Below are 24827 nucleotides of genomic sequence, written 5' to 3'. Positions count from 1 at the left end.
ATTTCGGGCCTGCCTGACGCACTGCATGATGAAATCGTTACTTCGGTTGCGCGTTAGGCTGCACCTGGGCAGTCTGCGGATTGTCCGGCGCGGTGCGGGTATCCACATCCACCACGACGCTCAAGCCTGCGCGCAGATTGTGCTTGGCAAGATCTTCCTTGGAGAAGATGATGCGGACCGGCACGCGCTGGATGACCTTGGTGAAGTTACCCGTGGCATTTTCTGGCGGCAGCATGGAGAAGACAGAGCCGGAGGCAGGCGAAATCGACTGTACCGTACCTTCGATCGTGTGTTCATCGAAAGCATCGACATGGACGCGCACCTTGGAGCCGGGCTCGATTTTCGCGAGCTGCGTTTCCTTGAAGTTGGCGTCGATATAAAGATCGTTCATAGGCACCAGCGAAGCCAGCCGCTTGCCGACGGAAACGAGATCACCCGTCTGAACCGAGAGGTTGCCGATCACGCCATCATAAGGCGCGCGCAGAACGGTGAAGGAAAGGTCGCGGGCTGCCTTGTCGCGGGCAAGCTCCAGCGTCTTGACCGAACCTTCGGCTTCCTTGCGCTGGGCTCTCAACAGATCGACATTGGCGCGGGCGGATACGACGCTTGCCTCACCGGCAACCACGTTTGCCTTGGCCTGATCGAGTGCGACCTGCGCATTATCCGCAGAGGCAACCGTGCCGACATCCTTGGCCTGAAGCTCGGTAGCGCGCTTGAAGTTGATTTCCGCGCCACGCAGGGCGGCGTCGAGGGAGCCCTTCTGGGCCACGGCCTGCTGAAGCGATGCCTCGCCACCTGCAATCTGCGCATCGATGCGGTTCAGGGAAAGCTGCTGCGTTTCCAGCTGCGCTTCGGCCTGCTCCAGAGCATTGCGATAATCGCCATCATCGAGGGCAACCAGCGGATCGCCAGCCTTGACTTCCTGGTTGGCGACGACGTTGACCTTGGCGATATAGCCGGAAACCTTTGGCGAGATAACAGCGATGTCACCTTCTATATAGGCATCGTCGGTAGACACCATGAAGCGACCATCGGTCCACCATTGATAGCCGTACCAACCCGCGCCGGCCAGAAGCGCAAGACCGATGACAGGCAGAAGAAACGATTTGCGCTTCTTCTTCTGCGCAGGTGCTGCGGGTGCCACCGGAGCGGCAGCCTGCTCTACGGCAGCAGGCTTGCTCTCCTCGGCACGTGCCTCGGTTTCATCGGATGAGTTTATTGCTCGGACTGCGCCACTCTTTTGAGCCGACATAGCTGACACCACTGTTGTAGAAGATAAAATTTCGAACTGAACCGTTCGGTTCGATTGACATAAGCTCTTTTAGACCACATATCAAGTGGCATCGAACCAGATGGTTCGATATATTGAATCGAATCTGAATGTCATTACGGACTGGAACGTGAGTACAGAAAGAGACATGGACGATATTTGTTCCACCGCAGCCGGGGGCAGATTTGCCGCGGGCGAGGACCCATCCAAGCGCGAGCAGATACTGGATGGCGCATGGCGCATTTTCAAGCAAAAGGGCTTCGATGCGGCCAGCATGAACGATATCACCAAGGAAGCTGGCGTTTCCAAGGGCACTATCTATGTCTATTTCGAAAATAAGGAAGATCTTTTTGCTGCCCTGATCGACCGCCATCGCAACGAGTTTGCCGTGTCCATGCGCAACATTCTGGCGGGCACGGAAGAAGTGCGCGAGGGGCTGATGCTGTTCGGCACCGCTTTCGCGAACCGTTTGATATGCACTGACATGATACCTGCCATGCGCTCACTGCTTGGCGTTATCGACCGCATGCCTAAGCTTTCGCGCCGGTTTTTCTCTGCCGCGCCCAACAACGTCAAAATCGTTCTCGAAGAATTCATCCGTCACCACATCGAAAACGGAAGCCTCGAAGTGGACGATGTGGAACTGGCTGCGCGCCAGTTCATCGAGCTTTCCACCGGGACTTTCTTCAAATTCCGCCTGTTTGGGGAGCTTGAAGGGCCTGTTCCAGAGGATGAGCTCAACCGGGTCATCTCTAGCGCCATACGTGTGTTCATGGCGGCTTACGGAACAAAAAACGCCTGAATTCATTCAGCAGTAGTGAAACGATGAAACGTCGCCGGGCATGATTTTGCCTGACGGCGTTTTTCATGTGCAATGTTGCACATTCTTGTTTCACATGGATTTGACTGTAGATTGATATTTATTTTGAGCGTCGCCAACGCCTTCAACAACAAGGAAAACCGGCCCGATGGAGTCCATTCTCCCGCTTCTGTCAGACCCCGCCGCCTGGGTGGCGCTCGTCACCCTCATCGTCATGGAGGTCGTGCTTGGCATCGACAACCTGATCTTCATCTCCATTCTGACCAACAAGCTGCCGGAGAACCAGCGGGAAAAGGCACGCCGCATCGGCATCGGCCTTGCGCTCATCATGCGCCTTGGCTTGCTCGGCACCGTCGCCTGGATCGTGCAGCTGACCGAACCTGTCTTCGAACTCTTCGGCCATGGCTTCTCCTGGAAGGACATGATCCTCATCGCCGGTGGTCTCTTCCTCGTCTGGAAGGCAACCAAGGAAATTCACCACAATGTCGATCCTGTGGACCACAAGGAAGACATGGTGGGCGGCGGCAAGGCCATCAACAGCTTCTCCTCGGCCATCGTCCAGATCCTCATCCTCGACCTCGTCTTCTCGGTGGACAGCATCATCACCGCCGTCGGCATGACGCCACATGTGCCGATCATGGTGGTCGCCGTCGTCGTTGCCGTAACAGTCATGCTGCTGGCCGCCACGCCGCTTGCCAACTTCATCGAGCGCAACCCGACCGTCGTCATGCTGGCGCTGGCTTTCCTCCTGATGATCGGTACCACGTTGATTGCCGAAGGCATGGGCTTCCATGTGCCGAAGGGCTACGTCTATGCGGCCATGGCGTTTTCGGCGCTGGTTGAGGTGCTGAATATCGTGGCGCGTAATGCACGGCGGAAAAAGAACGGCACATTGCACTAGGTGCGATTGCCGACTTGATCAGACTGAAGGCCCGCGTCATAGCGGGCCTTTTTTGCAGCATTTCCTTGTTCAATGGAAACGCTCTGGACATAGCAGGGACAAGCAATGAAATATTTGGCGCCTTTGACTGCCCTTGTGTTGATCGTCATTTTTCTTGGCGGCGGCCTGTGGGGCAAGCTGTATGTGCCACAACCCGTGGCGCAGACGCAGACCGAACAGGCCGTGCCGGATAGCTGGACATTCACCGCTGCCAACGGCCGCAAGGCGGAGGTCTCCATGCCCGTCCTGCAACGGTTCCACTATCCCGGTGACGCCGCCTTCTGCGCCAAGGCTAAGGAACTGATGGCCGCATCCATCGGCACCAGCAAGCCGATCGGCCCCTGCCAGATGCAGGAGGCATTGAACGCAGCAGACAGGGCACAACAGCTGGCAGAGGCCGCAACGCAACTGCCGTTGCTGACCATGACCGATGACGAAGGCGAGGCTGATTCCATAAAGGAGGATCCTGCCGCGTTTTCGCTCTCGGCGTTGCGCGAAGCGATGGAGACCGTGCCGCGCAATGCGCCGGACCTAGCGCTTTCCATTCTCGAGCATTACTGGGCCGTAACCATCGTGAAGACCCCGGAACGCTATTACAATCCGGCTTTCCTGTTCAAGGATGCCTTTATCACCGAGGTCGCGGAGACACGATTTGCCCTTTGCAGACTGACTGACGACAAGGAGTGCATGACAAAAATGCCGCCTGATGCGGCAAATGCGCTCGAAACCGTGGGGCGCTGGAAGTCGGATATCGGCAAGCTGATGCTGAGCATCGAGTTGACGGAGGCGGATCACGCCAGAAACAAGCCGGATAATCCAACTTTGGAAATCTATTACGCGCAGGATCTTGCTGGCAGCTATGGCTATGCATCCGAAATCGCCGAAGGCGATGGGAAGCTCACCTATCTGAGGCGCGGCATTACGGCCTTGGAAGAGGTTTATGGGCGCTACCGGGATCAGGTCGATGCCGAGACCAGAGAATCTCTCACCGGCAGTCTCGGCACGAATTACGGTCGCGTCGCCTTCATCTCGCGGCAGAAACCCGACGTCGAAAAAGCCCTCGAATTCGACAGGCAGACAGCGCGCCAGGAGAAGCAACTGTATGGGCAGGAGAGTTGGGAAACCCTGTCGAACCTTGGGGATTCGCACCTTCTGCGCGGCGAAGTGTTCGGCACCGAAGACGACCTTCGAAAAGGGCTTGAGATCCAGCAATCGGCTTTAGGGAAGGTCGAGGCGGAAAATTCGGATGACGGAAAGCGCTACGTAACGATGAAACTCGCCGAGAGCCTTGTGCGATATGCCGAGGTTGATGGCACGGAATTGAGCCGCGAAAAGCGCGTCGAAATGCTGAACCAAGGCAAGCAAATGGCAACCGCCATGCGTCCCATCTTTCAGGAGACTGGCACCACGACCTACGAGAATGTCGTCGATAACGTGGTGCAGCGGGCTAATTTCAAACTTGCGGCCTTGGGCGAAAAGAGTGCAGAAGCCGAGTGGACGCCTGCGCCGCCGCCTGTCAAACGGTAAAAACCTTGACGTTGCCTGCGGAATATGTGCTAAGGCCAGTTGATCCCGAGATTAAAGCCAGCGCCTTTTTGCGCGCGTATTTTCATTGAGCAGGCCCTAATGACCACTTCCGGCGTCCGCGTCCGTATTGCACCTTCCCCCACCGGCGAGCCCCATGTGGGCACCGCCTATATCGCGCTTTTCAACTACCTGTTTGCGAAAAAGCATGGTGGTGAGTTCATTCTGCGCATCGAAGATACCGATGCCACGCGCTCCACGCGCGAATATGAAGAGAAAGTGCTGGAAGCGCTGAAATGGACCGGCCTGACTTGGTCGGAAGGTCCCGATGTCGGCGGCCCATACGGTCCATACCGCCAGTCCGACCGCAAGGACATGTACCAGCCCTATGCCGACGAATTGCTGGCCAAAGGCCATGCCTTCCGCTGCTTCTGCACGCCGGAGCGGTTGACGGAAATGCGCGAGGCGCAGCGCGCCGCTGGCAAGCCGCCGAAATATGATGGTCTCTGCCTGCATCTGAAGGCCGAAGAAGTGACCGCGAAGATGGAAGCGGGCGAAGCTTCCGTCGTGCGGATGAAAATCCCGACCGAAGGCTCCTGCGATTTCACCGATGGCGTTTACGGCGAAGTTTCGATTCCTTGGGACTCGGTCGACATGCAGGTTCTGATGAAGGCCGATGGCATGCCAACCTATCATATGGCCAACGTCATCGACGACCATCTGATGAAGATCACCCATGTCGCGCGCGGCGAGGAGTGGCTGGCCTCGGTGCCGAAGCACATTCTGCTGTACCGTTATTTCGGTTGGCAGGAGCCGGTGTTCATGCATCTTTCCCTGATGCGCAATGCCGACAAGTCCAAGCTTTCCAAGCGTAAGAACCCGACCTCGATTTCCTACTATTCCGCGCTCGGCTATCTGCCGGAAGCGCTGATGAACTTCCTCGGCCTGTTCTTCATCCAGATCGGCGAAGGCGAAGAGCTTTTGACAATGGACGAGCTGGCGGGCAAGTTCGACCCGGAAGCGCTGTCCAAGGCAGGCGCGATCTTCGACATTCAGAAGCTGGACTGGCTGAACGGCCGCTGGCTGCGCGAAAAGCTGACACCGGAAGAATTCATCTCGCGCACGCTGGAATGGGCGATGGAAAACCAGCGCCTGACCGAAGGCCTCAAGCTTTCGCAGAGCCGCGTTTCCAAACTGGGCGAATTGCCTAACCTTGCAGGCTTCCTGCTGTCGAGCGATGTCGGCCTGACGCCTGCATCCTTCGCGGGCCTGAAGAGCAAGCCGGAAGAGATCCACGAGATACTGACGACAGTTGCTGCCGATCTGGAAAAGATGCCGGACTGGAACGTGGAATCTATCGAGCAGGAATTGCGCGATGTGGCCGAACGCACGGGCAAGAAGCTGCGCGTGGTGACACCACCACTGTTCGTTGCCATGTCCGGTTCGTCGCGCTCGCTGCCGCTGTTTGACTCGATGGCCGTACTTGGCCGCTCGGTCGTGCGCCAGCGTTTGAAGGTGGCGATTGCGGTTGCGGCGTCGATGGTGGGTGCTGCGGCATAAGCGGCTGGCGCGTTGACGTCACGCACCCATGGCCGTCATCCTCGGGCTTGACCCGAGGATCCACGCCGGGTGCTCAGGCCTCGACCGTGAGAATGCCGCTCCGTTGGTGGATCCTCTGGTCAAGCCCGAGGGTGACGACCGAGAGGCCCGAGGATTAAGACCAAGAGGGTCGAGAGACGAATACGGAAAGGTGCGGGCGCAAGAGGTGGCCGCAGCAGTGACAAGAACAACACAGCCCGAAAAAGGCCAAAGACGATGACCGACAAGACAACCGAAACAACTGCCCTTTCCTCCGACGCCACCGAAGTGCGCCGCCAGAAGCTGGCGCTGCTGCGCGAGAAGATCGGTGACGTCTACCCGGCGCACTTCCACCGCACGCTGACCAATGCGGAGCTGGCCGAGAAATATGCAGACATCGAGCCGGATGTCGAAACGGGCGATACCGTTACCGTCGCAGGCCGCGTCTATTCCAACCGCAACTCCGGCATGTTCATGGATATCCATGATGCCTCCGGCAAGGTGCAGATTTTCTCCCACAAGGACACGACGCCTGAGACGGCACGCGAGATGCTGCCGATGATCGATATCGGCGACATTATCGGCGTCACCGGCAAGGTGCGCCGCACCAAGCGTGGCGAGCTGACGATCAATGCCGAAGAGATCACCATGCTGACGAAGTCGCTGCTTCCGATGCCGGAGAAGTGGAACGGCATTTCCGACGTCGAAATCCGCTACCGCAAGCGCCATCTGGATATTCTCTCCAACGAGGAATCCAAGCTGCGCTTCCAGCAGCGTTCGAAGATCATCTCCGGCATTCGCCGCTTCATGGAGGCCGAAGGCTTCCTCGAAGTCGAAACGCCGATGCTGCAGACCGTATATGGCGGTGCGACGGCTGACCCGTTCAAGACATTCCACAACACGCTGAAGCAGGACATGTATCTGCGTATTGCGCCGGAACTGTTCCTCAAGCGCACGCTGGTTTCCGGCCTGTCCGACAAGGTGTTCGAGGTCAATCGCAACTTCCGCAACGAAGGTGTTTCCACCCGGCACAATCCGGAATTCACCATGCTGGAATGCTATTGGGCCTATGCCGACTACGAGGACATCATGAGCCTCGTGGAGCGCATGTTCGAGACGCTGGCGATTGCGATCCACGGCACGACGGAGCTTGATTTCCAGGGCCAGACGATTTCCTTCAAGGGTCCGTTCAAGCGCGTACCGATGCCGGATGCGGTGAAGGAAGCAACGGGCATCGACTTCCTGTCGATCAAGACCGACGAAGAGGCCCGCGCTGCTGCCAAGGCTGCCGGTTTCGAGGTCGAGAAGGACTGGACATGGGGCGAATGCCTTGCCTTCATCTTCGAAGAAAAGGTCGAGGGCACGCTGATCCAGCCAAGCCACGTCACGCATTTCCCCAAGGACATTTCGCCCTTCGCCAAGGAAGTGCCGGGCGAGCCGCGGCTGGTGGAGCGTTTCGAGAGCTACTGCAACGCCTGGGAAGTGGGCAACGCGTTCTCCGAACTCAACGACCCGGAAGAACAGCGCCGCCGCATGGTGGAGCAGCTGGAACAGGCGCATGCCCGCGGTGAAAAGGACAAGCAGTTGGACGACGAATTCCTCGACGCCATCGACCAGGGCATGCCGCCAGCGGGTGGCCTCGGCATCGGCGTCGACCGTCTGGTGATGCTGCTGACCAACGCCCCGTCGATCCGCGACGTTATTCTGTTCCCGGCAAGACGTCAGAAGGCGGATTGAGCGTAAAAGTCATCGACACAAATACTTTTCGATTTGTATGCCCGGGTACTATGCCAAACCCGGGCATAATTGCACTTCAACGCAAGTTTCTATTTAGTTCAGGGCTTATCGAACAGCTATATCGTCTCAATAGTTTATATCCTAGACGCCTCTAGTCCTGCATCATAAAGCCTACCTGCAATTTTACGCATTTTGGTATATTCAGTTCCAAAAGATGCGCCAATGCCTAGTGCTTCGCAAAACTCTCTTCCCGTCACACCGTTCAGTTCGTTAGCATATTTGATGACTTGCAGGTGCAACTCTGCAACGTAGGCGTTACGTGGAGAGTTTTCGATTGCCCTCTTAATTTCAGTAAGCGCAGCCTTTGATGTCACAAGTCTCACTCCATTCATAAAATTATGCTTTGTGCTTTATGCTTAAATATTATTCTAGTCAAGCCATGGCATTTGGTGGCGATTTTTTGACCTACAGGAAGATGCTGAGGAGCTTATAACCAACTCGATGTGAATACATCGCGCAGATAATCTACCTTTCCTTTCAGTGCCCAGCCTTAGCTGCCTCATCCGCCTTATGCTCACCCTCACCATGCTCCGCCGGAGCATCGGCAACTGCTGGCTCGCCCTGCTCGGCAGCAACAGCGGTGGTCGTGCCTTTTCCAAAGAGCAGGGATTTGATGTAGGCTAAGCTGAACATGCTTTGGCTTTCGCCTGTTGGCGTTGAGGTCAGCAGTTCCTCTTCCCCACCATGGGCTTTCGCGTCTGGATTGGCTGGCGCATCGTGGCCGCCTTCTGCCGTTTCGCCGCCCGCAGGTTCGGTAACGGGGCCGTGGTCTTCGCCGCCGTGGCTGCTGCCTTCCGCGCCGTGGCTATCGGTCGATCCGTGACCGGAGCCGCTGGCTTCACCATGACCTCCGCTTGGAGCACCGTGGCCGCCCTTGGCGGCGCCGTGACCGTCTGCTGGCGCATCGGTAACGGGATCGGCGCAATCGGCGAAATCGGTCAGCGAGGCGGTGACTGTCTTGGCATCTTCTACCGGTAGATCGATGCGCAGGCCATAAAACTGGCCGTCACCGCTGGCAGAACCATCGTAATAATAGGCGGAATAGGTCTGCGCCGCGGCACCTTCGGGAATTTTCGCGATATCGGCAATGTAGATTGCCTGCGCGGCGATTGCCCTGCCCCGCATCTCGGAACGCATCTGCGGACCGTTGGTGTCCAGAACCGAAACCTGAACCAGATCAGGCTTCTGCTTGTCATAAACCGCTTTCGCAACGCGCAGCGCCGTCTTCACGCGCTCATTGCCATCGCCGCCTTCGGTGCGGATGAATTTGCGCACCCACAGCGTGCCGTTCTTCTTGATGTTGACCGTCTGCACGGTCTTGCATTCGAGGCCGTTCACGGAAGCGTAGGAGGGACCGAACAGCTTGTCTTTGCCGACAATAACGGCGGCAACGCCGGATGCTCCCCCGATGAGGAGGATACCGCCGCCAATCAATACGAACTTGCGAGAAAACCGTATTCTTTTGAACACTGCTTTCACGTCAAATGTCCCGACATCAATTACCCCGTTAAAGCCGCGCTCCTGGCTGCGCAAAGCCATGCGCAACCGGAACGAACACAGCGCGGCAGCGGCGACAAGCCGTTTCCGTGCAAGCTTCAATCCTGACGGGTTCTCATTGAAGAAGGTTTAACTGACGTCGAAATCTCGAAATTGACTTGGACCATTTTTGGACTCCGCGAGTTTCACAGAGAAGAAAACAACGTCGAAAGATGCGAATGATTTGCAATAGCATTGACAAACCACCTTTTGCCGCGCAGTTTGCTATTGCGAATTAATCGCAAAAGAGGTTTGATACGGTCCATGGCATTATCCCGATTGACGTCTCTCATCATCGCCGCTGCGGTTCTTCTGCCCTTCTCCGCAGGCGCTGCGGAAAAGCCGAAGGTGGTCACCACCTTCACCATCATCGCGGATATGGCGCGCAACGTGGCGGGCGATGCAGCGGATGTGGAAAGCATCACCAAGCCCGGCGCCGAAATTCACAACTACCAGCCGACCCCGCGCGATATTCTAAGAGCGCGTGACGCCAATCTGGTTCTCTGGAATGGCCTTAACCTCGAACTCTGGTTTCAGAAGTTTCTGGCCAATCTCTCGGATGTACCCAATGTGACGGTCAGCGACGGCGTGACCCCGATTTCGATCAGCGGCGGTGCCTATCAGGGCAAGCCCAACCCTCATGCCTGGATGTCCCCGGATAATGCGTTGATCTATGTCGAAAATATCCGCAAGGGCCTGACACAGATCGACCCGGCCCATGCGGACCTCTATGCTGCTAATGCCAAGGCCTATTCCGACAAAATCAAACAGGAAATCCAGCCGATGCGGGATGCCATCGCCTCTTTGCCTGAAGCCAAACGCTGGCTGGTGACGAGCGAAGGTGCCTTCTCCTATCTTGCGCGTGATTTCGGGCTGAAGGAGCTGTTTCTCTGGCCGGTGAATGCTGATAGCCAGGGCACGCCACAGCAGGTGCGCGGCGTCATCGACGCCATGCGCGCTAATAATGTCCACGTCATTTTCAGCGAAAGCACGGTGTCAGCCGATCCTGCCAAGCAGGTGGCGAAGGAAACCGGGGCCACCTATGGCGGCGTACTCTACGTCGATTCACTCAGCGAGGCGGATGGTCCGGTGCCCACTTATCTGGATCTATTGCGCGTCACCACAAGTACAATCGTGAAAGGTCTCGCCCAATGATGATGGGAAGAGCGAGAAGCTCCGGCAAAGGCCTGATCGTCGACAATGTGACGGTGACCTACCGAAACGGTCACGCGGCGCTGAGAAACGCCAGCTTCTCCATTCCCCGCGGCACGATTACCGCGCTCGTCGGCGTCAATGGCGCGGGCAAATCCACCATCTTCAAGGCAATCATGGGCTTCGTGTCTCTCGCAGCGGGCTCAGTCTCCATCTTCGACCAGCCAGCCTCAGCGGCGCTTAAGAAAAACCTCGTCGCCTATGTACCGCAGGCGGAAGAAGTGGATTGGAGCTTCCCCGTTCTGGTGGAAGATGTGGTAATGATGGGCCGCTACGGCCATATGAACTTCCTGCGCATCCCTTCGAAACGAGACCATCAGATGGTCGAAGAGGCGCTCACGCGCGTCAACATGCTGGATTATCGCAAGCGTCAGATCGGCGAGCTTTCAGGCGGGCAGAAGAAGCGTGTTTTCCTGGCGAGGGCCCTGGCGCAAGAAGGCGAGATCATTCTACTGGACGAGCCCTTCACCGGCGTAGACGTGACAACGGAAGAACAGATCATCGCGCTGCTGAAATCGCTGCGTGACGAAGGCCGCATCATGCTGGTCTCCACGCATAATCTCGGCAGCGTGCCGGAATTCTGTGATCGCGCCGTGTTCGTCAAGGGAACCGTGATTGCCTCGGGCAAGACCAAGGATACGTTTACGGAAGAAAACCTGCAGGCCGCCTTCGGCGGAAGTTTGCGCCACTTCATACTAGGCGGCACCGATCTGCATGACGATGCCGATCCACGCCGGTTGAAGGTGATCACCGATGATGAGCGCCCCTTTGTGATCTACGGCAAGAACGGTAGAGACCATGCGAAGGCCGGAGAAAAGGAGCTATGATCAGCGTCCTTCTCGAGCCCTTCACCTACTCCTACATGCTGAACGCCATATGGGTCAGCGCACTGGTGGGCGGCGTTTGCGGCTTCCTGTCCTCCTACCTCATGTTGAAAGGCTGGTCGCTGATTGGCGATGCGCTTTCCCACGCCATCGTTCCCGGCGTGGCGGGCGCCTATATGCTGGGCCTTCCCTTTTCGCTCGGCGCGTTTCTCTCCGGCGGTTTGGCGGCAGGCTCGATGCTGTTTCTCAACCAGAAGACCCGGCTGAAGGAAGACGCGATCATCGGTCTCATCTTCACCTCCTTCTTCGGCCTGGGCCTGTTCATGGTGTCGCTCTCTCCCACATCCATCAACATCCAGACCATTGTGCTTGGCAATATCCTAGCAATCACCACGGAAGATACGATCCAGCTCGCGCTGATCGGCGGTATCAGCCTTCTCGTGCTGGCGCTGAAATGGCGCGACTTCATGGTGGTTTTCTTCGATGAGAACCATGCCCGGACAATCGGGCTGAAGCCGGATGTGCTGAAGGTGATCTTCTTCACCCTGCTTGCTGCCTCCACTGTCGCAGCGCTCCAGACCGTCGGGGCATTTCTGGTGGTGGCCATGGTGGTGACGCCGGGTGCCACGGCCTATCTGCTGACGGATCGCTTCGAACGTTTGATCGGCATGAGTTTCGGCATTGGTGCGCTCACCAGTTTCGTCGGTGCCTATCTCAGCTATTTTCTGGATGGTGCAACGGGCGGCATCATCGTCGTTCTGCAAACGCTGATCTTCCTCACCGCATTCGTCTTTGCGCCCAAGCACGGTTATCTCGCCTCGCGCGCCAAGGCCAAGGCCGCGCTGGAGACGAGCCCATGAGCGAGTATCTCGAACTGGCGCTTTTGCCTTTCCAGCTTCCCTTCATGCAATATGCCTTCATCATAACGCTGATGATTGCCGTTCCTATGGCCATGCTTTCGTGCCTTCTGGTGCTGAAAGGCTGGTCGTTGATGGGAGATGCTGTCTCACATGCGGTGCTGCCGGGCGTGGTCATCGCTTACATCGTCGGCATTCCCTTCTCCATCGGCGCTTTCATTGCGGGCATGGTGTGCGCGCTTGGAACCGGTTTTCTAAAAGAGAACAGCCGCATCAAGGAAGACACGGTTCTCGGCATCGTCTTTTCCGGCATGTTCGGTCTGGGGCTCGTGCTCTATGTAAAGGTGCAGAGCGATGTGCATCTCGACCATATTCTCTTCGGTGATATGCTCGGTGTTTCGGTGACCGATATCATCGAGACCGGCCTGATCGCGCTGGCTGCGACGCTCTTTCTCGCCATTCTGCGCAAGGACCTGCTGGTTCACGCTTTCGATGCGCAGCACGCCAAGGCCATCGGCCTGCCGGTGCGCGTCCTGCATTACGGCCTTCTTGCGGTGCTTTCGCTCACCGTCGTCGGCGCACTTCAGGCAATCGGCATCATCCTGTCCGTCGCGATGCTAGTCGCACCGGGCGCAATTGCGTTTCTCATCACCCGGCGCTTTTCGGCAATGCTGGTTGCGGCGATCTCTGTTGCCGTCATGTCATCTACGCTTGGCATCTGGGCGAGCTTCCTGATCGATAGCGCGCCTGCGCCAACCATCGTGCTCATCATGAGCAGCCTGTTCATCGCGGCCTTCATCCGCACCACGGTCAAGGCTCGGAAAGCACATAGTCAGCAGACACTCGCCTGAAGGGCAAACGGCTAACACCCGAAAGTGAAAAGATTATTTTCGGTACGTGGGAACCACAGACCACCCTCGCGCGTCAATATGTGCAAGACAAACGCCAGGCGTTTGCCCGTTTCAAAACCGACACAAGAGGAACGACCATGCTGAAGTGGGCTCTTATTTTCTTCGTCATCTCGCTAATCGCCGGCGTTTTCGGCTTCACCGGAATTTCCGCCGCGGCATCCGGCATCGCGCGCATTCTATTCTTCATCGCGGTCGTGATCTTCGTCATCTTCCTGGTGCTTGCACTGATGGCAGGTCAGGCGATCCTTTAACGACGCGATATCTTTGAGATTGAAGAAACGGTCGGGCATGCCCCGACCGTTTTTTGTGTGTGGTGGAGGAGAAATCCTACGCCGTCCAACCACCATCAATCACGTGAATCTGCCCTGTCGTGAATCCCGCTTCATCCGAGGCGAGATAGCTCACCAGTGCTGCAATCTCTTCCGCCTTGGCGATGCGGCCCATGGGCTGGCGGGCGATGAAGTCGCTGAGTGCCTTTTCGTAATCCCCGGTGGCGCGAAGGCGGTCGTGTAGGGAGGGGCTATCCACCGTGCCGGGGCAGATGGCGTTGCAGCGAATGCCTTTCGTCACGAAATCGGAGGCGATGGACTTCGTCAGGCCGATAACGGCGGCTTTGGATGCGGTGTAGGCGAAACGGTTCGGCACGCCTTTGACGCTGGAGGCGACAGAGGACATGTTGACGATGGCGCCCTTGCCCTTTTCCAGCATGGCCGGAAGGAATGCGCGGCAGGTGCGATACATGGCTTTGGCATTGAGATCGAAAGAGAAGTCCCAGTCCTTTTCTTCGCAGTCCAGAATGGTGCCTGCATGGACGAAGCCTGCGCAATTGAACAGCACGTCGGCATGGCCGATATCGGCGGCGAAGGCTTTCACGGCCTCGCCGTCCAGCACGTTCAGGATGCGGGTTTCTGCATTTTCAAGTGTTGAAAGCGCCGCTTCATTGATGTCTGTGGCGATGACGCGCGCGCCAAGCCCGATAAAGCGTTCTGCCGTTGCCCGTCCAATCCCCTGCCCGGCAGCTGTGATCACCACCGTCCGACCACTAAAATCCTGCGCCATGATGTCGTCTCCTCCCGCACCCTTCGGTGCATCAAACCTCAAATATGCATCGACAATTCATATGTAAACAGTGTATTCATGAAGCGTCAAGCGACACTAGGATAATCATTCAGAGGGCTGATGACGGAAGACGACAGCGAAAGATACCGCGCGCCTGCGCTGGACAAGGGTCTCGACATATTGGAGCTGCTGGCGCGCACCGATGGCGGGCTGACGCAGGTCGAGATTGCCAAGGCACTCGGCAAGAGCCCGAATGAATTCTACCGCATGCTGGACCGGCTGGTGCGGCGCGGTTATGTGCAACGACAGGAAGGCGACCGCTTCTTTCTGACGCTGAAGATGTTCGGACTGGCGCATTTTCATCAACCGGTGCGCAGGCTGGTGTCCTTCGCAGCACCCCTGATGCGCGACTTCGCAAACAGGGCAGAGCAGGCCTGCCATCTGGCCGTTTATGATCGCGGCTCGGTCGTGGTGATTGCGCAGCAAGATTCGTCCACCTACTGGGCGCTTTCCATCCGCGTCAGTGCGCAGATGAGCCTGTTCAACACCGGCTCCGGCCATGTGCTACTCGCCTTCCAGAACGACACCCAACGGGAATTGATGATTGCCGAACAATTGCGCAGCGGCGAGACCGCTCTGCCCAAAGGGTTGCGTGAACGGCTGACGCAGGTGAAGGCTGATGGATATGAGAGCATGAACAGCCTGCAGACTGCAGGCGTGCGCAATATATCCGCACCGATCCTGACACTGGACGGCACGGCACTCGCCGTCGTCACCTGTCCTTATATCGGATCGCTGAATGATGCAGCGCCTAAGGAAGCGGAATGTCTTGCCCTCATCCAGGAAACCGCAAAGGCGATATCCCAAGTCGTCGCGGGCCGGTAAAAGATAGAAAAAGCGCGACTGTCAGGGGGAACAGCCGCGCTTCATGACTGGAGATATTACACTTATAAAACGACCGGGGAGCCATTCGGTTCCCCAATCTCACGCCCTCAGGCGGCAGCGGACGCCAGTTCCTTGCGAACGATTTCGCGCAGAGCCACGAGATCCTTGGCGAAGAGGCGAATGCCTTCGGACAGCTTTTCGGTAGCCATCGCATCTTCATTGAGCTGCCAGCGGAAGGCCTTTTCATCCAGAGACTGAAGCGGCGCGGCCTTGGCATTGTCAGCCGAAAGCTTGCGCTCCAGCGTGCCATTGTCCTTGTCGAGCTCTTCGAGAAGCGCCGGGCTGATCGTCAGGCGGTCGCAACCCGCAAGCGCTTCGATCTCGCCGACATTGCGGAACGACGCGCCCATGACGACCGTGGAGATGCCATTGGCCTTGTAGTAATTGTAAATCTCGCGGACAGAGAGAACACCCGGATCGGTCTCGGCTGTGTAGTTCTCACCCGTGGACTTCTTGTACCAGTCGAGAATACGGCCGACGAAGGGCGAGATGAGGAAAGCTTTGGCTTCCGCACATGCAATGGCCTGAGCCTGCGAGAACAGAAGCGTCAGGTTGCAATCGATGCCTTCGGACTGAAGCACTTCGGCGGCTTTGATGCCTTCCCAGGTGGAAGCAAGCTTGATGAGGATGCGCTCACGCTCGATGCCGCGTTCCTTATACGCCGCGATGATGGCATGCGCCTTGGCAATGGAGGCCTGCGTATCGAAGGAGAGATCGGCATCCACTTCGGTCGACACGCGACCCGGCACCAGACCGACCAGTGCTGCACCAACGGAAATCGCAAGACGATCCGCCACAGCGGCAATCACGCCATCCGACGAGCCGCCCTGCTTGCGACCCCAGGACACGGCTTCCTTGACGGTATCGGCAAAGGCAGGCGTGCCGAGAGCCTTCAAAACGATGGAGGGGTTGGTGGTGCAATCCACCGGCTTCAGGCGGGCAACCGCATCGATGTCACCGGTATCGGCGACAACGGTGGTGATTGCGCGAAGTTGGTCGAGCTTGGAAGTCATGCCGTAAATCCTCGTAATCTCTGGAAACCATCGCTACCGAGTTTCGTTCCGTATGAATGCCATACGGACACGGATACCGGTTTTGTTCGACGGGAGTATCGCCCGGGGCAAAGCGCGAAGTCAAGACATTTGCGCATTGCAATTGACATAAGTTTCAAGCCTGCAATACTCGTCACTCAAAAAACATGGCGGAAAACAGTGGCGAAACTGCGAAGAGAAACCCATACGGCCTATTCCGAAGCGGCATCGCTGCGGCTGCGGGCGTCGTGGCTCTATTACAATCAGGGCATGACGCAGAAGGATGTGGCCGAGAAGCTCGGCATCAGCCGCTCCACCGTCATCCGCCTTCTCGATGAAGCCATGAAGCGTTCCGAGGTGCAGATATGGATCAATGAAGGCATCGAGGACTTCGTGGAACTGGCGATCAGCCTCGAGAAGACCTATGGGCTGGATGAGGCAATCATCATTCCTTCCGCAACGTCGAAAGCGGAGGACATCGCCAAGGGTGTCGGTCTGGCGCTCGGCCAGTTCCTCTCCGAAGTCGTGCCGGATAACGCCACAATCGGCGTCGGCTGGGGCCGCACCATGACTGCCTCCCTCTCCAGCTTCCGCCCGCCACGGCGAGAAAACTGCAAGGTCGTATCGCTTCTAGGCGGGATCGTTGCCGTCCACCAGACCAACCCGCTCGATTACACATGGCGGCTGGCAAGCGCGCTTGGTGCCGAATGCTACATGTTTCTCGCGCCGCTGTTGGTCGATTCCGTCGAAACCAAACGGTCGCTGATCGAAAAATGTGGCCTCAGCACGCTCTACTCGCTGGCAGAAAATCTGGATCTCGCCATCGTCAGCTGCGGCGATATCGGCCCGCATTCGACATCGCTATCGGAAGGCTTCATATCGAAGGAAACGCTGGACGAACTGGTTGCAGCAGGCTGCGTCTGCGACACCATGTTCAACTTCATCGACGCGGAAGGTCGCTCCGTCGAACACCCGATCAATAATCACGCCATGGCTATCGATCTCGATACGCTGAAGAAAGCCAGACACATCGTCCTCGCCTCCGGCGGCGCCCACCGCGCCACCGCCATCCGCGCCACGATAAAGCGCATCGGCTGCAATACATTGATTACGGATGAGGCAGCGGCGAGGGCGTTGATGGAGCTCGCGGAACCCGGCAGGTAAAATACTACTCGATTTTGCGCGGCCATTCCCTTGCGCCGTGCTGCACAAACAAGACCTCTACGTTTTCGTCGTGCACACGATATGCAACGACATATCCCGTAGCCGGGATGACCAACTCCCGCGTGCCCATTATTTCCCCGATCCTTCCAATGAAAGGATTTGCTGAGAGCAATGACTGGGTTTTAGTGTGAATATCTCGCACGATCCGCGCAGCCGCTCGCGGGTTCTTTTCCGCTATATAGTCGCCAATGTCACCAAGCTCTCGCAGATAGCGTCTTGTCCAGATAACCCGCACGGCTGATTATACCTGATCGTACCGACCGAGAACCGCTGCGATCTCGTCTTCCGACGCGAAATCGCCTTTATCGGCGTCTGCGATCCCGGCTTTCACGCCCGCGATCCATTGCTCCTGCCATGCTAGCGAGCGCCCGAACGATAAAGCCTCCTCGACAATCTGACTACGAGTGAGATTTGTCTGTGCTGCAACGTAGTCTATGCGTCGGTCGATATCATCGGGAAGCTGGATCGTACTTTTCATCTGCATCTCATATGATTTTCACATCATAGCTGATTATTTCACATGTAAGATCACATGGCAAAAGCCTTGATCACACCCTCCCCGTTTCCCAACCCAGCATGGCTCGCTTGCGCGTCAGGCCCCAATGATAGCCCGTCAGCGCTCCGCTTTTGCCGACTGCACGGTGGCAGGGGACGACGAAGGAAATGGGATTTGCGCCAATCGCCGCACCCACGGCGCGTGATGCCGTTGGCTGGCCGATATCCTGCGCGATGTGGGAATAGGTCACGGCCTTGCCCAAAGGAATCTTCAGCAGGCTTTGCCAGACGCGGACCTGAAAATCCGTGCCGAGCAGCACGACACGCAGCGGCTGATCGCTGTTCCATTGCGTTGGGTGGAAAATGCGGGCCGCATAGGGCGCGGTCGCAGCGCTATCCTCCACATAGTTCGCATTTGGCCAACGCCGCGCCATATCGTCGAAGCAGGCCTTCTCCTCACCCGGATCGGCAAAGGCGCAACCCGCAAGGCCGCGATCAGTGATCATGACCAAAGCAAGCCCGAAGGGCGATGGGTGGAAACCGTAACTGATCTGCAAGCCGCTTCCCTTCGCCTTCCATTCGCCGGGCGACATGGCTTCATGGGTCACGAAAAGATCGTGCAGGCGGCTGGGGCCGGACATGCCCACTTCGATTGCCGTTTCCAGCAGCGGAAGATTCTCCTGCCGCAACAGGCGCTTGGCGTGATCCAGCGTCACGGCCTGAAGGAATGCCTTGGGGGACAAGCCAGCCCAGCGCGTAAACGTCTTCTGCAGTTGCGTCGGCGACTGGTTCAGCCGCGCGGCGATTTCGTCCAGAGACGGCTGCTCACGATAATCCAGCGTCAGGATTTCGATGACCTGACGCACCGTATCGTAATCCGTTCCAACCGGCGTGATGTCTTCCTTCAGCATGATATTGGCGTTCATGGCTTATCTCCTTGGCTTGAGAGAAAACCATGAAGTGCCGCACCGCTCCACCCGTTTCTTGATCGAGCCTCAGATTTTACGCCTGACCGTCGCCAGCGCGTTTTTGAATGCCTTGGCAAAGCTTTCGCGATCATCCGGGTTCAGAAACGAGCCGATATCCGTCACCCGCCCTTCGCCAGAGACATGCATGGAAAGAATGCCGAACTCATCATGCCGCCTGACTCGGAATCGCGCCCAGAATGGGTTGAAGCGATGCTCCACGACCTTACCCGCAGACGAAAACTTGCGAATGGAGAGGCTGGTGCGCGACACGACCACCTGCTCCTTCACCCTGCCCGCCTTGTAGTTGGCGCGAAACGCAAAGTAGAGCAGCAAAAAATCGAAGCCCAGAAAGAAGCCGATCGGCCAAGCACCGCTGACGAGGAAAAAAGCACCGTAGCCGATACACACAAAAGCACTGATAACGAGAAGTACACGAAACCCCTTGCGCCCGAGGGAGCGATAGGGAATGAGTTCAGCAGAAAAAACCGGCTGATCGTTGAGCATATTCATCTGCCTTCCTCGATGCGGCTGACCAATGCTTGAGACTTCGTTATGACAATTGCCAAGAAACGATCCAGCACCCAAACTTTGAAAAAGTCAATTTCGCCCTCGAAGCCGAAGCAAAAGCGCGTGAGAACGGCCTACTCCCAGGAAGAGTTGACCGAGATTTTCCGCCGCTTTTCCATTCAGCGCCCGGAGCCGAAAGGCGAACTGGAGCATACCAACCCATTTACGCTCGTCGTTGCAGTGGCGCTTTCCGCGCAAGCCACCGATGTTGGCGTGAACCGCGCCACGAAAGCGCTTTTCAAGATTGCCGATACGCCGGAAAAGATGCTGGCACTTGGCGAAGACAAGCTGATCGACCACATCAAGACTATCGGACTTTATCGCAACAAGGCGAAAAACGTCATCGCGCTTTCGCAGATGCTGATCGACAATTTTGGCGGCGAGGTGCCGAAGACGCGGGAAGAGTTGATCATGCTGCCCGGCGTGGGCCGCAAGACCGCCAATGTCGTCATGTCCATGGCCTTCGGCATCCCGACGCTTGCCGTCGATACCCATGTGTTTCGCATCGCCAACCGCATCTGTCTGGCACCGGGCAAGACCCCGGATGAAGTAGAGGACAGGCTGGTGCGGATCATACCCGAGCAATATCTGTTCCACGCCCATCACTGGCTGATCCTGCACGGTCGCTACTGTTGCAAGGCCCGCAAGCCGGAATGCGAGCGCTGCATCATCGCAGACATCTGCAAATCACCGGAAAAGACTTTCGATGTGCCAGCGCCGCTTGTGGAATTACCGCCCCAACTGGTTGGAGAATGACGGGTCCTTCCTGCTGACGGATTTGTGTAGATGCACCATCAGCGACGCGGCGAAAAGCGGCGTCAACAGATTCAGGAAGGGAATGGCAAGAAAGGCTGCGATAACCAGCCCGGCCAGAAAAACCTTGGTCGAATGCTTCGAACGAAACGCCCGCGCTTCCGTGGGAGTCCGAAACCGCATGGCCGCGAACTCGAAAAACTCCCGCCCCAGCAGATACCCATTCACCATGAAGAACGCGATCAGGTTCACGCCCGGCACCAGAAGCAGCATGAGGGCGATGATATTGCCCAAAATGACGACGCCGAAAAATTTTATCGATGAAACGATTGCCTCACCAAGCGGCATAGCGCGACCGGCAGGATCGCCCGGGTAGTCTTCTTTTTCGATTACCTCGGCGACGTCATCGAGAAAAAGCCCGGCGATGATGGCGGTAACCGGCGAGATCAGAAAAACGAGCGCGAACGCCAGTCCAAAGCCGCTCAAAATCTCCAGCGTGAAAGTGATCCAGCCAGCCCAACCGGGCATGGTTTGCATCATGGAATCGAGCCATGGAACAGCAAGCCATACGAACAGGCCACGCACGGCAAACCACAAGGCCATCAACACCATAAGCGTCAGGCCGAGCATCTTCCAGAAAACGGATCGCGTTTCCGCCGCAAACAGGTTTTGAAAAGCGCGTCTGGCAGCATTGATGATCAAGGTGGTCTCCGGGATAGAGCGGCGTCAAAAATGGACATAGGTGCGGAGCGCGTTTTTCACAAGTATGACGCTTTCTCTGCCCATATCAGAATAATTTTCAACCAATCATTTTACACTTGAATAGAAGCAACCACTAAACTATAAGAAAGAGTAGGCAAGAAATCGCATTTTTGTGATAGATTGTGATTCGGGTTCTGAAGCTCAACTGCTCAGACCGGTGGTTGTTGATAGCGAAAGCACGGCTCGTGCTCATCGTCCGCTAAGAAGAAAATAAAAGAGGCGTCGTTGGAAAAGTTGCTGATTGATCTCACCCGTTTGATGAAGTCCGGTACGCCCGCTGAGCGCCGGATCGCAAAATATCTCATGGAGCACTTGGCAGAGCTTCCTTTCGAGACTGCTGCAACGCTTGCTGAAAAGCTGAGCCTGAGCCCCATGACCGTCGGCAGGTTTTTGCGCTCCCTCGGTTATCGCCAGCTGAGCGATATCCGCGAACATCTGCGTGAACCGACGCCAGCACCCGCCCGCCCGCAAAGCGAGCGAGAAGAAACACCACAAACCCCGCTCTCTTCCCTCATGCTGCAGCAAATTCAGGCCGTACAAGCGGTTTATGATCTTGCTGGTCAATCGGTATGGAAGACGGCGCTCAATTCGATCGCCGAAAGCCGCGACGTTTTTGTGGCCTCCTCCGCGGAAAGCTTCGGCATCTGTCGCTATTTCTACGCCCGGCTGCTCGAATGCCGCGAACGCGTCCATTATCTCCAGCGTGACGGCTCCACCTATATCGAGCTGATGGATGAAGAGCCAGAAAACACCCTGCTGATCCTGATGGATTGCGGCGGAAATCTCGCAGCTCTCCAGCGCTTGTCGAAAATGGCAACCCGCAACGGCTACAAGACGCTGCTCATCACCACCCGCTTCTATGAGTGGGGCCCGGACAGTGCAGACATCTGCCTGACCATCCCGCTCGCCCAAGGCGGCGGACACAGCATGCTCCAACTCGTCGCCATCACTGAGTTCATGCTTCATACACTGTCACAAAACAGCGGATCAGGCCGCAAACAGCGCTTCAAGCGTATTGGCGATATTCAGCGCGCGCTGAACGGTTAAAGCGAGCGGATGCCTAACCGCGCATCCCTGTCCTTCGCGGGCTTTGGATCGATCAAGTGATCGATCCTTGGATATCTCCTAAGCGATGCTGGCGGGGAACTGCATGAGGGCGTGGATGATGCCGAGTTCGAGCGCAGGCGGTTGTCGGGTGCGTTCTGCGTCTCATGGAGCGCCCACGGCCTGAGCTACGGCATTCCGGCCTCAGCGAGAGATGCAACAGAGCGTGGCGCAATCCTGATCGCCAATGGCTCCCGCGCAGCGCTTGCTGATTTCCGGGAGATTTTCTTAAAGCTGCTGGTGATCAATGTGATTGCGCGCCCAGAGGTCCTGGCTGCCCGCCTGTCTGGCCGCGGTCGTGAGAGCGTGGCGGAGATTTCCCGTCGGCTGGAGCGCAGCGGTGTCGACGTCTGCGGCGATTTCGAGGTGGTGACGCTGGACAATAGCGGGGATGTCTGTGTGGCGGGCGAGGCGTTCCTGACAATCGTGAGGGATTTGCTAGCAAACTAAAATCTTGCCTGTCTTTGCCCGCGCCTTGAAGGGCAGAGAGCCATGACATTGCCGAGGCTTACGAACCGCCCCAGCCCGCAATCAGCGGCTCCTAAGTTTTTCAGGGGGAGAAGTCCCAATCAAAGAGCGACGCTGTGTCGAACATCTCTGCTGGCGTTATTTTCGGGATATGCTGGGGGATTTGGTTGCGGGGGCAGGATTTGAACCTGCGGCCTTCAGGTTATGAGCCTGACGAGCTACCGGGCTGCTCCACCCCGCGTTATTTATGAGCTGACGTTCGAGCAAGCGCCCGGTCTTTTTGTTTGTCCTTCCTCGGAAGCTTTGCTTCCTGCGGGAGGACGGGGGCTGCTCCACCCCGCGTTATTTATGAGCTGACGTCGAACAAGCGCCCGGGTCTTTTGTTTGTCCTTCCTCGGAAGCTTTGCTTCCTGCGGGAGGTCGGGGGCTGCTCCAGCCCGCTTTATTTTTGATCAAGCTATCATAACACAAAAGGCCGCTTGGTTAGCGGCCCTTTTGATTTCGGCTGGGCCGAGGGTGTGACGAGAAGATGGAGTATATGTTTTGCGTTTTGCAGACCTGGCAGCGACCTACTCTCCCGCGTCTTAAGACGAAGTACCATTGGCGCTGGGGCGTTTCACGGCCGTGTTCGGAATGGGAACGGGTGCAGCCGCCCCGCAATAACCACCAGGTCGGCAAAGCGCAAAACATACGCTGTTTTCGAGAAGCTGGGTGGCTTGGCCACTTTCTATTTTTAACACGTCTTTCTCTGACCTATCCGTATGTTTCCCATACAGACCAGAGGTCGTCGCGCCTCGTGGCGCGGCCCGTCCGGAGCGTATTCCACGCGTCAGGACAGAAGAGGAATGCTCATCTTCGATGAGCATGAACAATGGGAACGAAGAAGTCGATCGAGCTATTAGTAACGGTAAGCTTCATGCATTGCTGCACTTCCACACCCGTCCTATCGACGTGGTCGTCTTCCACGGCTCTGATAGGGAACACTCGTTTTCAGGTTGGTTTCCCGCTTAGATGCCTTCAGCGGTTATCCATTCCGTATATAGCTACTCTGCTATGCCCTTGGCAGGACAACAGATCCACCAGAGATACGTCCATCCCGGTCCTCTCGTACTAGGGACAGATCCTGTCAATATTCCTACACCCACGGCAGATAGGGACCGAACTGTCTCACGACGTTCTGAACCCAACTCACGTACCGCTTTAAATGGCGAACAGCCATACCCTTGGGACCTGCTCCAGCCCCAGGATGCGATGAGTCGACATCGAGGTGCCAAACAACCCCGTCGATATGGACTCTTGGGGGTCATCAGCCTGTTATCCCCGGCGTACCTTTTATCCGTTGAGCGATGGCCCTTCCACACGGGACCACCGGATCACTATGACCGACTTTCGTCTCTGCTCGACTTGTCAGTCTCGCAGTCAGGCTAGCTTATGCCATTGCACTCGACGACCGATTTCCGACCGGTCTGAGCTAACCATCGCGCGCCTCCGTTACTCTTTCGGAGGCGACCGCCCCAGTCAAACTACCCACCATACACTGTCCCGGATCCGGATAACGGACCGCGGTTAGACATCCACGAAGATAAGGGTGGTATTTCAAGGATGGCTCCACGCAAACTGGCGTCCGCGCTTCAAAGCCTACCACCTATCCTACACATGCCTTGGCGAATGCCAGTGTAAAGCTATAGTAAAGGTGCACGGGGTCTTTCCGTCTGACCGCAGGAACCCCGCATCTTCACGGGGAATTCAATTTCACTGAGTCTATGTTGGAGACAGCGGGGAAGTCGTTACGCCATTCGTGCAGGTCGGAACTTACCCGACAAGGAATTTCGCTACCTTAGGACCGTTATAGTTACGGCCGCCGTTTACTGGGGCTTCAGTTCAAAGCTTGCACCTCTCCCTTTAACCTTCCAGCACCGGGCAGGCGTCAGACCCTATACGTCGTATTGCTACTTCGCAGAGCCCTGTGTTTTTGATAAACAGTCGCTACCCCCTGGTCTGTGCCACCCCATCATAGTTGCCTAAAATGGGGTCACGCTTCTTCCGAAGTTACGCGTGCAATTTGCCGAGTTCCTTCAACATAGTTCTCTCAAGCGCCTTGGTATACTCTACCTGACCACCTGTGTCGGTTTCGGGTACGGTCTATACGGTGGAGCTATTTCCTGGAACCTCTTCGCCGCAC

General features: G+C 56.9%; 25 protein-coding genes, 1 tRNA gene and 2 rRNA genes (1 of these 28 running past the window's edge). 15 read left to right on the top strand and 13 right to left on the bottom strand.

Translation table 11 applies throughout. The features are described from left to right. Positions 1–37: 37 nt before the first annotated feature. Positions 38–1252, bottom strand: a complete 1215-nt coding sequence (locus CFBP5473_RS02745; RefSeq protein WP_027676922.1) for an HlyD family secretion protein — start codon at positions 1250–1252, stop codon at positions 38–40. A 166-nt stretch (positions 1253–1418) separates the two neighbouring features. On the opposite strand from CFBP5473_RS02745, the gene CFBP5473_RS02740 reads away from it, so the two are divergent. The 5 genes from CFBP5473_RS02740 (at position 1419) to lysS (ending at position 7869) form a co-directional block, all read left to right on the top strand. Continuing rightward, on the top strand, positions 1419–2072 hold the full coding sequence (locus CFBP5473_RS02740) for a TetR/AcrR family transcriptional regulator (protein WP_027676923.1): 654 nt from the start codon (positions 1419–1421) through the stop codon (positions 2070–2072). 166 nt (positions 2073–2238) lie between these two features. Then, positions 2239–2991 carry a TerC family protein gene (locus CFBP5473_RS02735; protein WP_027676924.1) on the top strand — a complete coding sequence of 251 codons (753 nt, stop codon included), beginning with the start codon at positions 2239–2241 and terminating at the stop codon, positions 2989–2991. 105 nt (positions 2992–3096) lie between these two features. Then, positions 3097–4557 (top strand): hypothetical protein, encoded by a 1461-nt coding sequence (locus CFBP5473_RS02730; protein ID WP_027676925.1) that lies wholly within the window; start codon positions 3097–3099, stop codon positions 4555–4557. Between the two features lie 99 nt (positions 4558–4656). Continuing rightward, positions 4657–6114, top strand: coding sequence for a glutamate--tRNA ligase (gltX, locus tag CFBP5473_RS02725; protein WP_027676926.1), 1458 nt, complete (start codon positions 4657–4659; stop codon positions 6112–6114). A 255-nt stretch (positions 6115–6369) separates the two neighbouring features. Further along, on the top strand, positions 6370–7869 hold the full coding sequence (gene lysS, locus CFBP5473_RS02720; protein WP_027676927.1) for a lysine--tRNA ligase: 1500 nt from the start codon (positions 6370–6372) through the stop codon (positions 7867–7869). 134 nt (positions 7870–8003) lie between these two features. Here lysS and CFBP5473_RS02715 read toward each other — a convergent pair whose 3' ends face one another. Together CFBP5473_RS02715 and CFBP5473_RS02710 are read right to left on the bottom strand one after the other, a co-directional pair. Beyond that, positions 8004–8243 (bottom strand): HTH-like domain-containing protein, encoded by a 240-nt coding sequence (locus CFBP5473_RS02715; RefSeq protein ID WP_027676928.1) that lies wholly within the window; start codon positions 8241–8243, stop codon positions 8004–8006. A 163-nt stretch (positions 8244–8406) separates the two neighbouring features. After that, positions 8407–9387: a hypothetical protein gene (locus CFBP5473_RS02710; RefSeq protein WP_037171716.1), complete on the bottom strand. Its 981-nt coding sequence runs from the start codon at positions 9385–9387 to the stop codon at positions 8407–8409. 342 nt (positions 9388–9729) lie between these two features. Here CFBP5473_RS02710 and CFBP5473_RS02705 point away from each other — a divergent pair, with 342 nt between their 5' ends. From CFBP5473_RS02705 to CFBP5473_RS02685, 5 genes are all read left to right on the top strand, one after another. Further along, positions 9730–10620 carry a metal ABC transporter substrate-binding protein gene (locus CFBP5473_RS02705; RefSeq protein WP_027676930.1) on the top strand — a complete coding sequence of 297 codons (891 nt, stop codon included), beginning with the start codon at positions 9730–9732 and terminating at the stop codon, positions 10618–10620. Next, positions 10617–11504, top strand: coding sequence for a manganese/iron ABC transporter ATP-binding protein (locus CFBP5473_RS02700; protein ID WP_027676931.1), 888 nt, complete (start codon positions 10617–10619; stop codon positions 11502–11504). Before CFBP5473_RS02705 ends, CFBP5473_RS02700 begins: the two co-directional genes overlap by 4 nt. Next, positions 11501–12361, top strand: a complete 861-nt coding sequence (locus tag CFBP5473_RS02695) for a metal ABC transporter permease (RefSeq protein WP_027676932.1) — start codon at positions 11501–11503, stop codon at positions 12359–12361. Before CFBP5473_RS02700 ends, CFBP5473_RS02695 begins: the two co-directional genes overlap by 4 nt. Then, complete coding sequence (locus tag CFBP5473_RS02690; protein ID WP_027676933.1) at positions 12358–13209, top strand: metal ABC transporter permease; 852 nt, start codon at positions 12358–12360, stop codon at positions 13207–13209. The genes CFBP5473_RS02695 and CFBP5473_RS02690 overlap by 4 nt, the downstream gene beginning before the upstream one ends. A gap of 137 nt (positions 13210–13346) precedes the next feature. Beyond that, positions 13347–13520: a DUF1328 domain-containing protein gene (locus CFBP5473_RS02685; RefSeq protein WP_027676934.1), complete on the top strand. Its 174-nt coding sequence runs from the start codon at positions 13347–13349 to the stop codon at positions 13518–13520. A 76-nt stretch (positions 13521–13596) separates the two neighbouring features. On the opposite strand, the gene CFBP5473_RS02680 is transcribed toward CFBP5473_RS02685, so the two are convergent. Beyond that, positions 13597–14328, bottom strand: a complete 732-nt coding sequence (locus CFBP5473_RS02680) for an SDR family oxidoreductase (RefSeq protein WP_027676935.1) — start codon at positions 14326–14328, stop codon at positions 13597–13599. Positions 14329–14448: 120 nt separating this feature from the next. Here CFBP5473_RS02680 and CFBP5473_RS02675 point away from each other — a divergent pair, with 120 nt between their 5' ends. Next, positions 14449–15213, top strand: a complete 765-nt coding sequence (locus CFBP5473_RS02675; RefSeq protein ID WP_027676936.1) for an IclR family transcriptional regulator — start codon at positions 14449–14451, stop codon at positions 15211–15213. Between the two features lie 107 nt (positions 15214–15320). On the opposite strand, the gene tal is transcribed toward CFBP5473_RS02675, so the two are convergent. Beyond that, complete coding sequence (gene tal, locus CFBP5473_RS02670) at positions 15321–16286, bottom strand: transaldolase (RefSeq protein ID WP_027676937.1); 966 nt, start codon at positions 16284–16286, stop codon at positions 15321–15323. A gap of 198 nt (positions 16287–16484) precedes the next feature. Here tal and CFBP5473_RS02665 point away from each other — a divergent pair, with 198 nt between their 5' ends. After that, complete coding sequence (locus CFBP5473_RS02665; protein WP_027676938.1) at positions 16485–17468, top strand: sugar-binding transcriptional regulator; 984 nt, start codon at positions 16485–16487, stop codon at positions 17466–17468. A 4-nt stretch (positions 17469–17472) separates the two neighbouring features. Here the strand turns inward: CFBP5473_RS02665 and CFBP5473_RS02660 are convergent, their stop codons facing one another. From CFBP5473_RS02660 to CFBP5473_RS02645, 4 genes are all read right to left on the bottom strand, one after another. Next, positions 17473–17763 carry a type II toxin-antitoxin system RelE/ParE family toxin gene (locus CFBP5473_RS02660; RefSeq protein ID WP_027676939.1) on the bottom strand — a complete coding sequence of 97 codons (291 nt, stop codon included), beginning with the start codon at positions 17761–17763 and terminating at the stop codon, positions 17473–17475. A gap of 6 nt (positions 17764–17769) precedes the next feature. Continuing rightward, positions 17770–18006 (bottom strand): CopG family ribbon-helix-helix protein, encoded by a 237-nt coding sequence (locus tag CFBP5473_RS02655; protein ID WP_027676940.1) that lies wholly within the window; start codon positions 18004–18006, stop codon positions 17770–17772. A 70-nt stretch (positions 18007–18076) separates the two neighbouring features. Next, positions 18077–18949 carry a methylated-DNA--[protein]-cysteine S-methyltransferase gene (locus CFBP5473_RS02650; RefSeq protein WP_027676941.1) on the bottom strand — a complete coding sequence of 291 codons (873 nt, stop codon included), beginning with the start codon at positions 18947–18949 and terminating at the stop codon, positions 18077–18079. Positions 18950–19018: 69 nt separating this feature from the next. Next, a complete protein-coding gene (locus tag CFBP5473_RS02645; RefSeq protein WP_027676942.1) occupies positions 19019–19501 on the bottom strand; it encodes a DUF2244 domain-containing protein in 483 nt (160 codons plus the stop codon). 42 nt (positions 19502–19543) lie between these two features. Between CFBP5473_RS02645 and nth the strand changes: the two genes are divergently transcribed. After that, positions 19544–20314: an endonuclease III gene (gene nth / locus CFBP5473_RS02640; RefSeq protein WP_027676943.1), complete on the top strand. Its 771-nt coding sequence runs from the start codon at positions 19544–19546 to the stop codon at positions 20312–20314. On the opposite strand, the gene CFBP5473_RS02635 is transcribed toward nth, so the two are convergent. Continuing rightward, the gene (locus CFBP5473_RS02635) at positions 20288–21013 is read right to left on the bottom strand and encodes a sulfate transporter family protein (protein WP_027676944.1); all 726 of its coding nucleotides are present in this window, start codon (positions 21011–21013) and stop codon (positions 20288–20290) included. The two genes, nth and CFBP5473_RS02635, sit on opposite strands and share 27 nt — an antisense overlap. A gap of 432 nt (positions 21014–21445) precedes the next feature. On the opposite strand from CFBP5473_RS02635, the gene CFBP5473_RS02630 reads away from it, so the two are divergent. Beyond that, positions 21446–22120 carry a MurR/RpiR family transcriptional regulator gene (locus tag CFBP5473_RS02630; protein ID WP_157835818.1) on the top strand — a complete coding sequence of 225 codons (675 nt, stop codon included), beginning with the start codon at positions 21446–21448 and terminating at the stop codon, positions 22118–22120. A gap of 111 nt (positions 22121–22231) precedes the next feature. After that, a complete protein-coding gene (locus tag CFBP5473_RS02625) occupies positions 22232–22627 on the top strand; it encodes a hypothetical protein (RefSeq protein WP_051441406.1) in 396 nt (131 codons plus the stop codon). Positions 22628–22809: 182 nt separating this feature from the next. Here the strand turns inward: CFBP5473_RS02625 and CFBP5473_RS02620 are convergent. The 3 genes from CFBP5473_RS02620 to CFBP5473_RS02610 all read right to left on the bottom strand — a co-directional run. After that, positions 22810–22886, bottom strand: a tRNA-Met gene (locus tag CFBP5473_RS02620). Between the two features lie 315 nt (positions 22887–23201). Further along, positions 23202–23316: ribosomal RNA gene (gene rrf / locus CFBP5473_RS02615) — 5S ribosomal RNA — on the bottom strand. 206 nt (positions 23317–23522) lie between these two features. Beyond that, a 23S ribosomal RNA gene (locus CFBP5473_RS02610) occupies positions 23523–24827 on the bottom strand (it continues 1642 nt past the right edge of the window).

Source organism: Agrobacterium larrymoorei (assembly GCF_005145045.1).
Classification (GTDB): Bacteria; Pseudomonadota; Alphaproteobacteria; order Rhizobiales; family Rhizobiaceae; genus Agrobacterium; species Agrobacterium larrymoorei.
The sequence above is the reverse complement of the archived record's forward strand: the minus strand, read 5'-3'. Positions and strand labels throughout refer to the sequence as shown.

Excerpts from the sequence above, each read along its gene's own strand:
- lysS (WP_027676927.1), top strand. The coding sequence starts at position 6,370 with ATGACCGACAAGACAACCGAAACAACTGCCCTTTCCTCCGACGCCACC.
- CFBP5473_RS02695 (WP_027676932.1), top strand. The coding sequence starts at position 11,501 with ATGATCAGCGTCCTTCTCGAGCCCTTCACCTACTCCTACATGCTGAAC.
- CFBP5473_RS02675 (WP_027676936.1), top strand. The coding sequence starts at position 14,449 with ATGACGGAAGACGACAGCGAAAGATACCGCGCGCCTGCGCTGGACAAG.
- CFBP5473_RS02745 (WP_027676922.1), bottom strand. The coding sequence starts at position 1,252 with ATGTCGGCTCAAAAGAGTGGCGCAGTCCGAGCAATAAACTCATCCGAT.
- tal (WP_027676937.1), bottom strand. The coding sequence starts at position 16,286 with ATGACTTCCAAGCTCGACCAACTTCGCGCAATCACCACCGTTGTCGCC.
- nth (WP_027676943.1), top strand. The coding sequence starts at position 19,544 with ATGACAATTGCCAAGAAACGATCCAGCACCCAAACTTTGAAAAAGTCA.
- CFBP5473_RS02685 (WP_027676934.1), top strand. The coding sequence starts at position 13,347 with ATGCTGAAGTGGGCTCTTATTTTCTTCGTCATCTCGCTAATCGCCGGC.
- CFBP5473_RS02690 (WP_027676933.1), top strand. The coding sequence starts at position 12,358 with ATGAGCGAGTATCTCGAACTGGCGCTTTTGCCTTTCCAGCTTCCCTTC.
- gltX (WP_027676926.1), top strand. The coding sequence starts at position 4,657 with ATGACCACTTCCGGCGTCCGCGTCCGTATTGCACCTTCCCCCACCGGC.
- CFBP5473_RS02655 (WP_027676940.1), bottom strand. The coding sequence starts at position 18,006 with ATGAAAAGTACGATCCAGCTTCCCGATGATATCGACCGACGCATAGAC.
- CFBP5473_RS02740 (WP_027676923.1), top strand. The coding sequence starts at position 1,419 with ATGGACGATATTTGTTCCACCGCAGCCGGGGGCAGATTTGCCGCGGGC.
- CFBP5473_RS02630 (WP_157835818.1), top strand. The coding sequence starts at position 21,446 with ATGACCGTCGGCAGGTTTTTGCGCTCCCTCGGTTATCGCCAGCTGAGC.
- CFBP5473_RS02645 (WP_027676942.1), bottom strand. The coding sequence starts at position 19,501 with ATGAATATGCTCAACGATCAGCCGGTTTTTTCTGCTGAACTCATTCCC.
- CFBP5473_RS02650 (WP_027676941.1), bottom strand. The coding sequence starts at position 18,949 with ATGAACGCCAATATCATGCTGAAGGAAGACATCACGCCGGTTGGAACG.
- CFBP5473_RS02730 (WP_027676925.1), top strand. The coding sequence starts at position 3,097 with ATGAAATATTTGGCGCCTTTGACTGCCCTTGTGTTGATCGTCATTTTT.
- CFBP5473_RS02705 (WP_027676930.1), top strand. The coding sequence starts at position 9,730 with ATGGCATTATCCCGATTGACGTCTCTCATCATCGCCGCTGCGGTTCTT.
- CFBP5473_RS02735 (WP_027676924.1), top strand. The coding sequence starts at position 2,239 with ATGGAGTCCATTCTCCCGCTTCTGTCAGACCCCGCCGCCTGGGTGGCG.
- CFBP5473_RS02700 (WP_027676931.1), top strand. The coding sequence starts at position 10,617 with ATGATGATGGGAAGAGCGAGAAGCTCCGGCAAAGGCCTGATCGTCGAC.
- CFBP5473_RS02680 (WP_027676935.1), bottom strand. The coding sequence starts at position 14,328 with ATGGCGCAGGATTTTAGTGGTCGGACGGTGGTGATCACAGCTGCCGGG.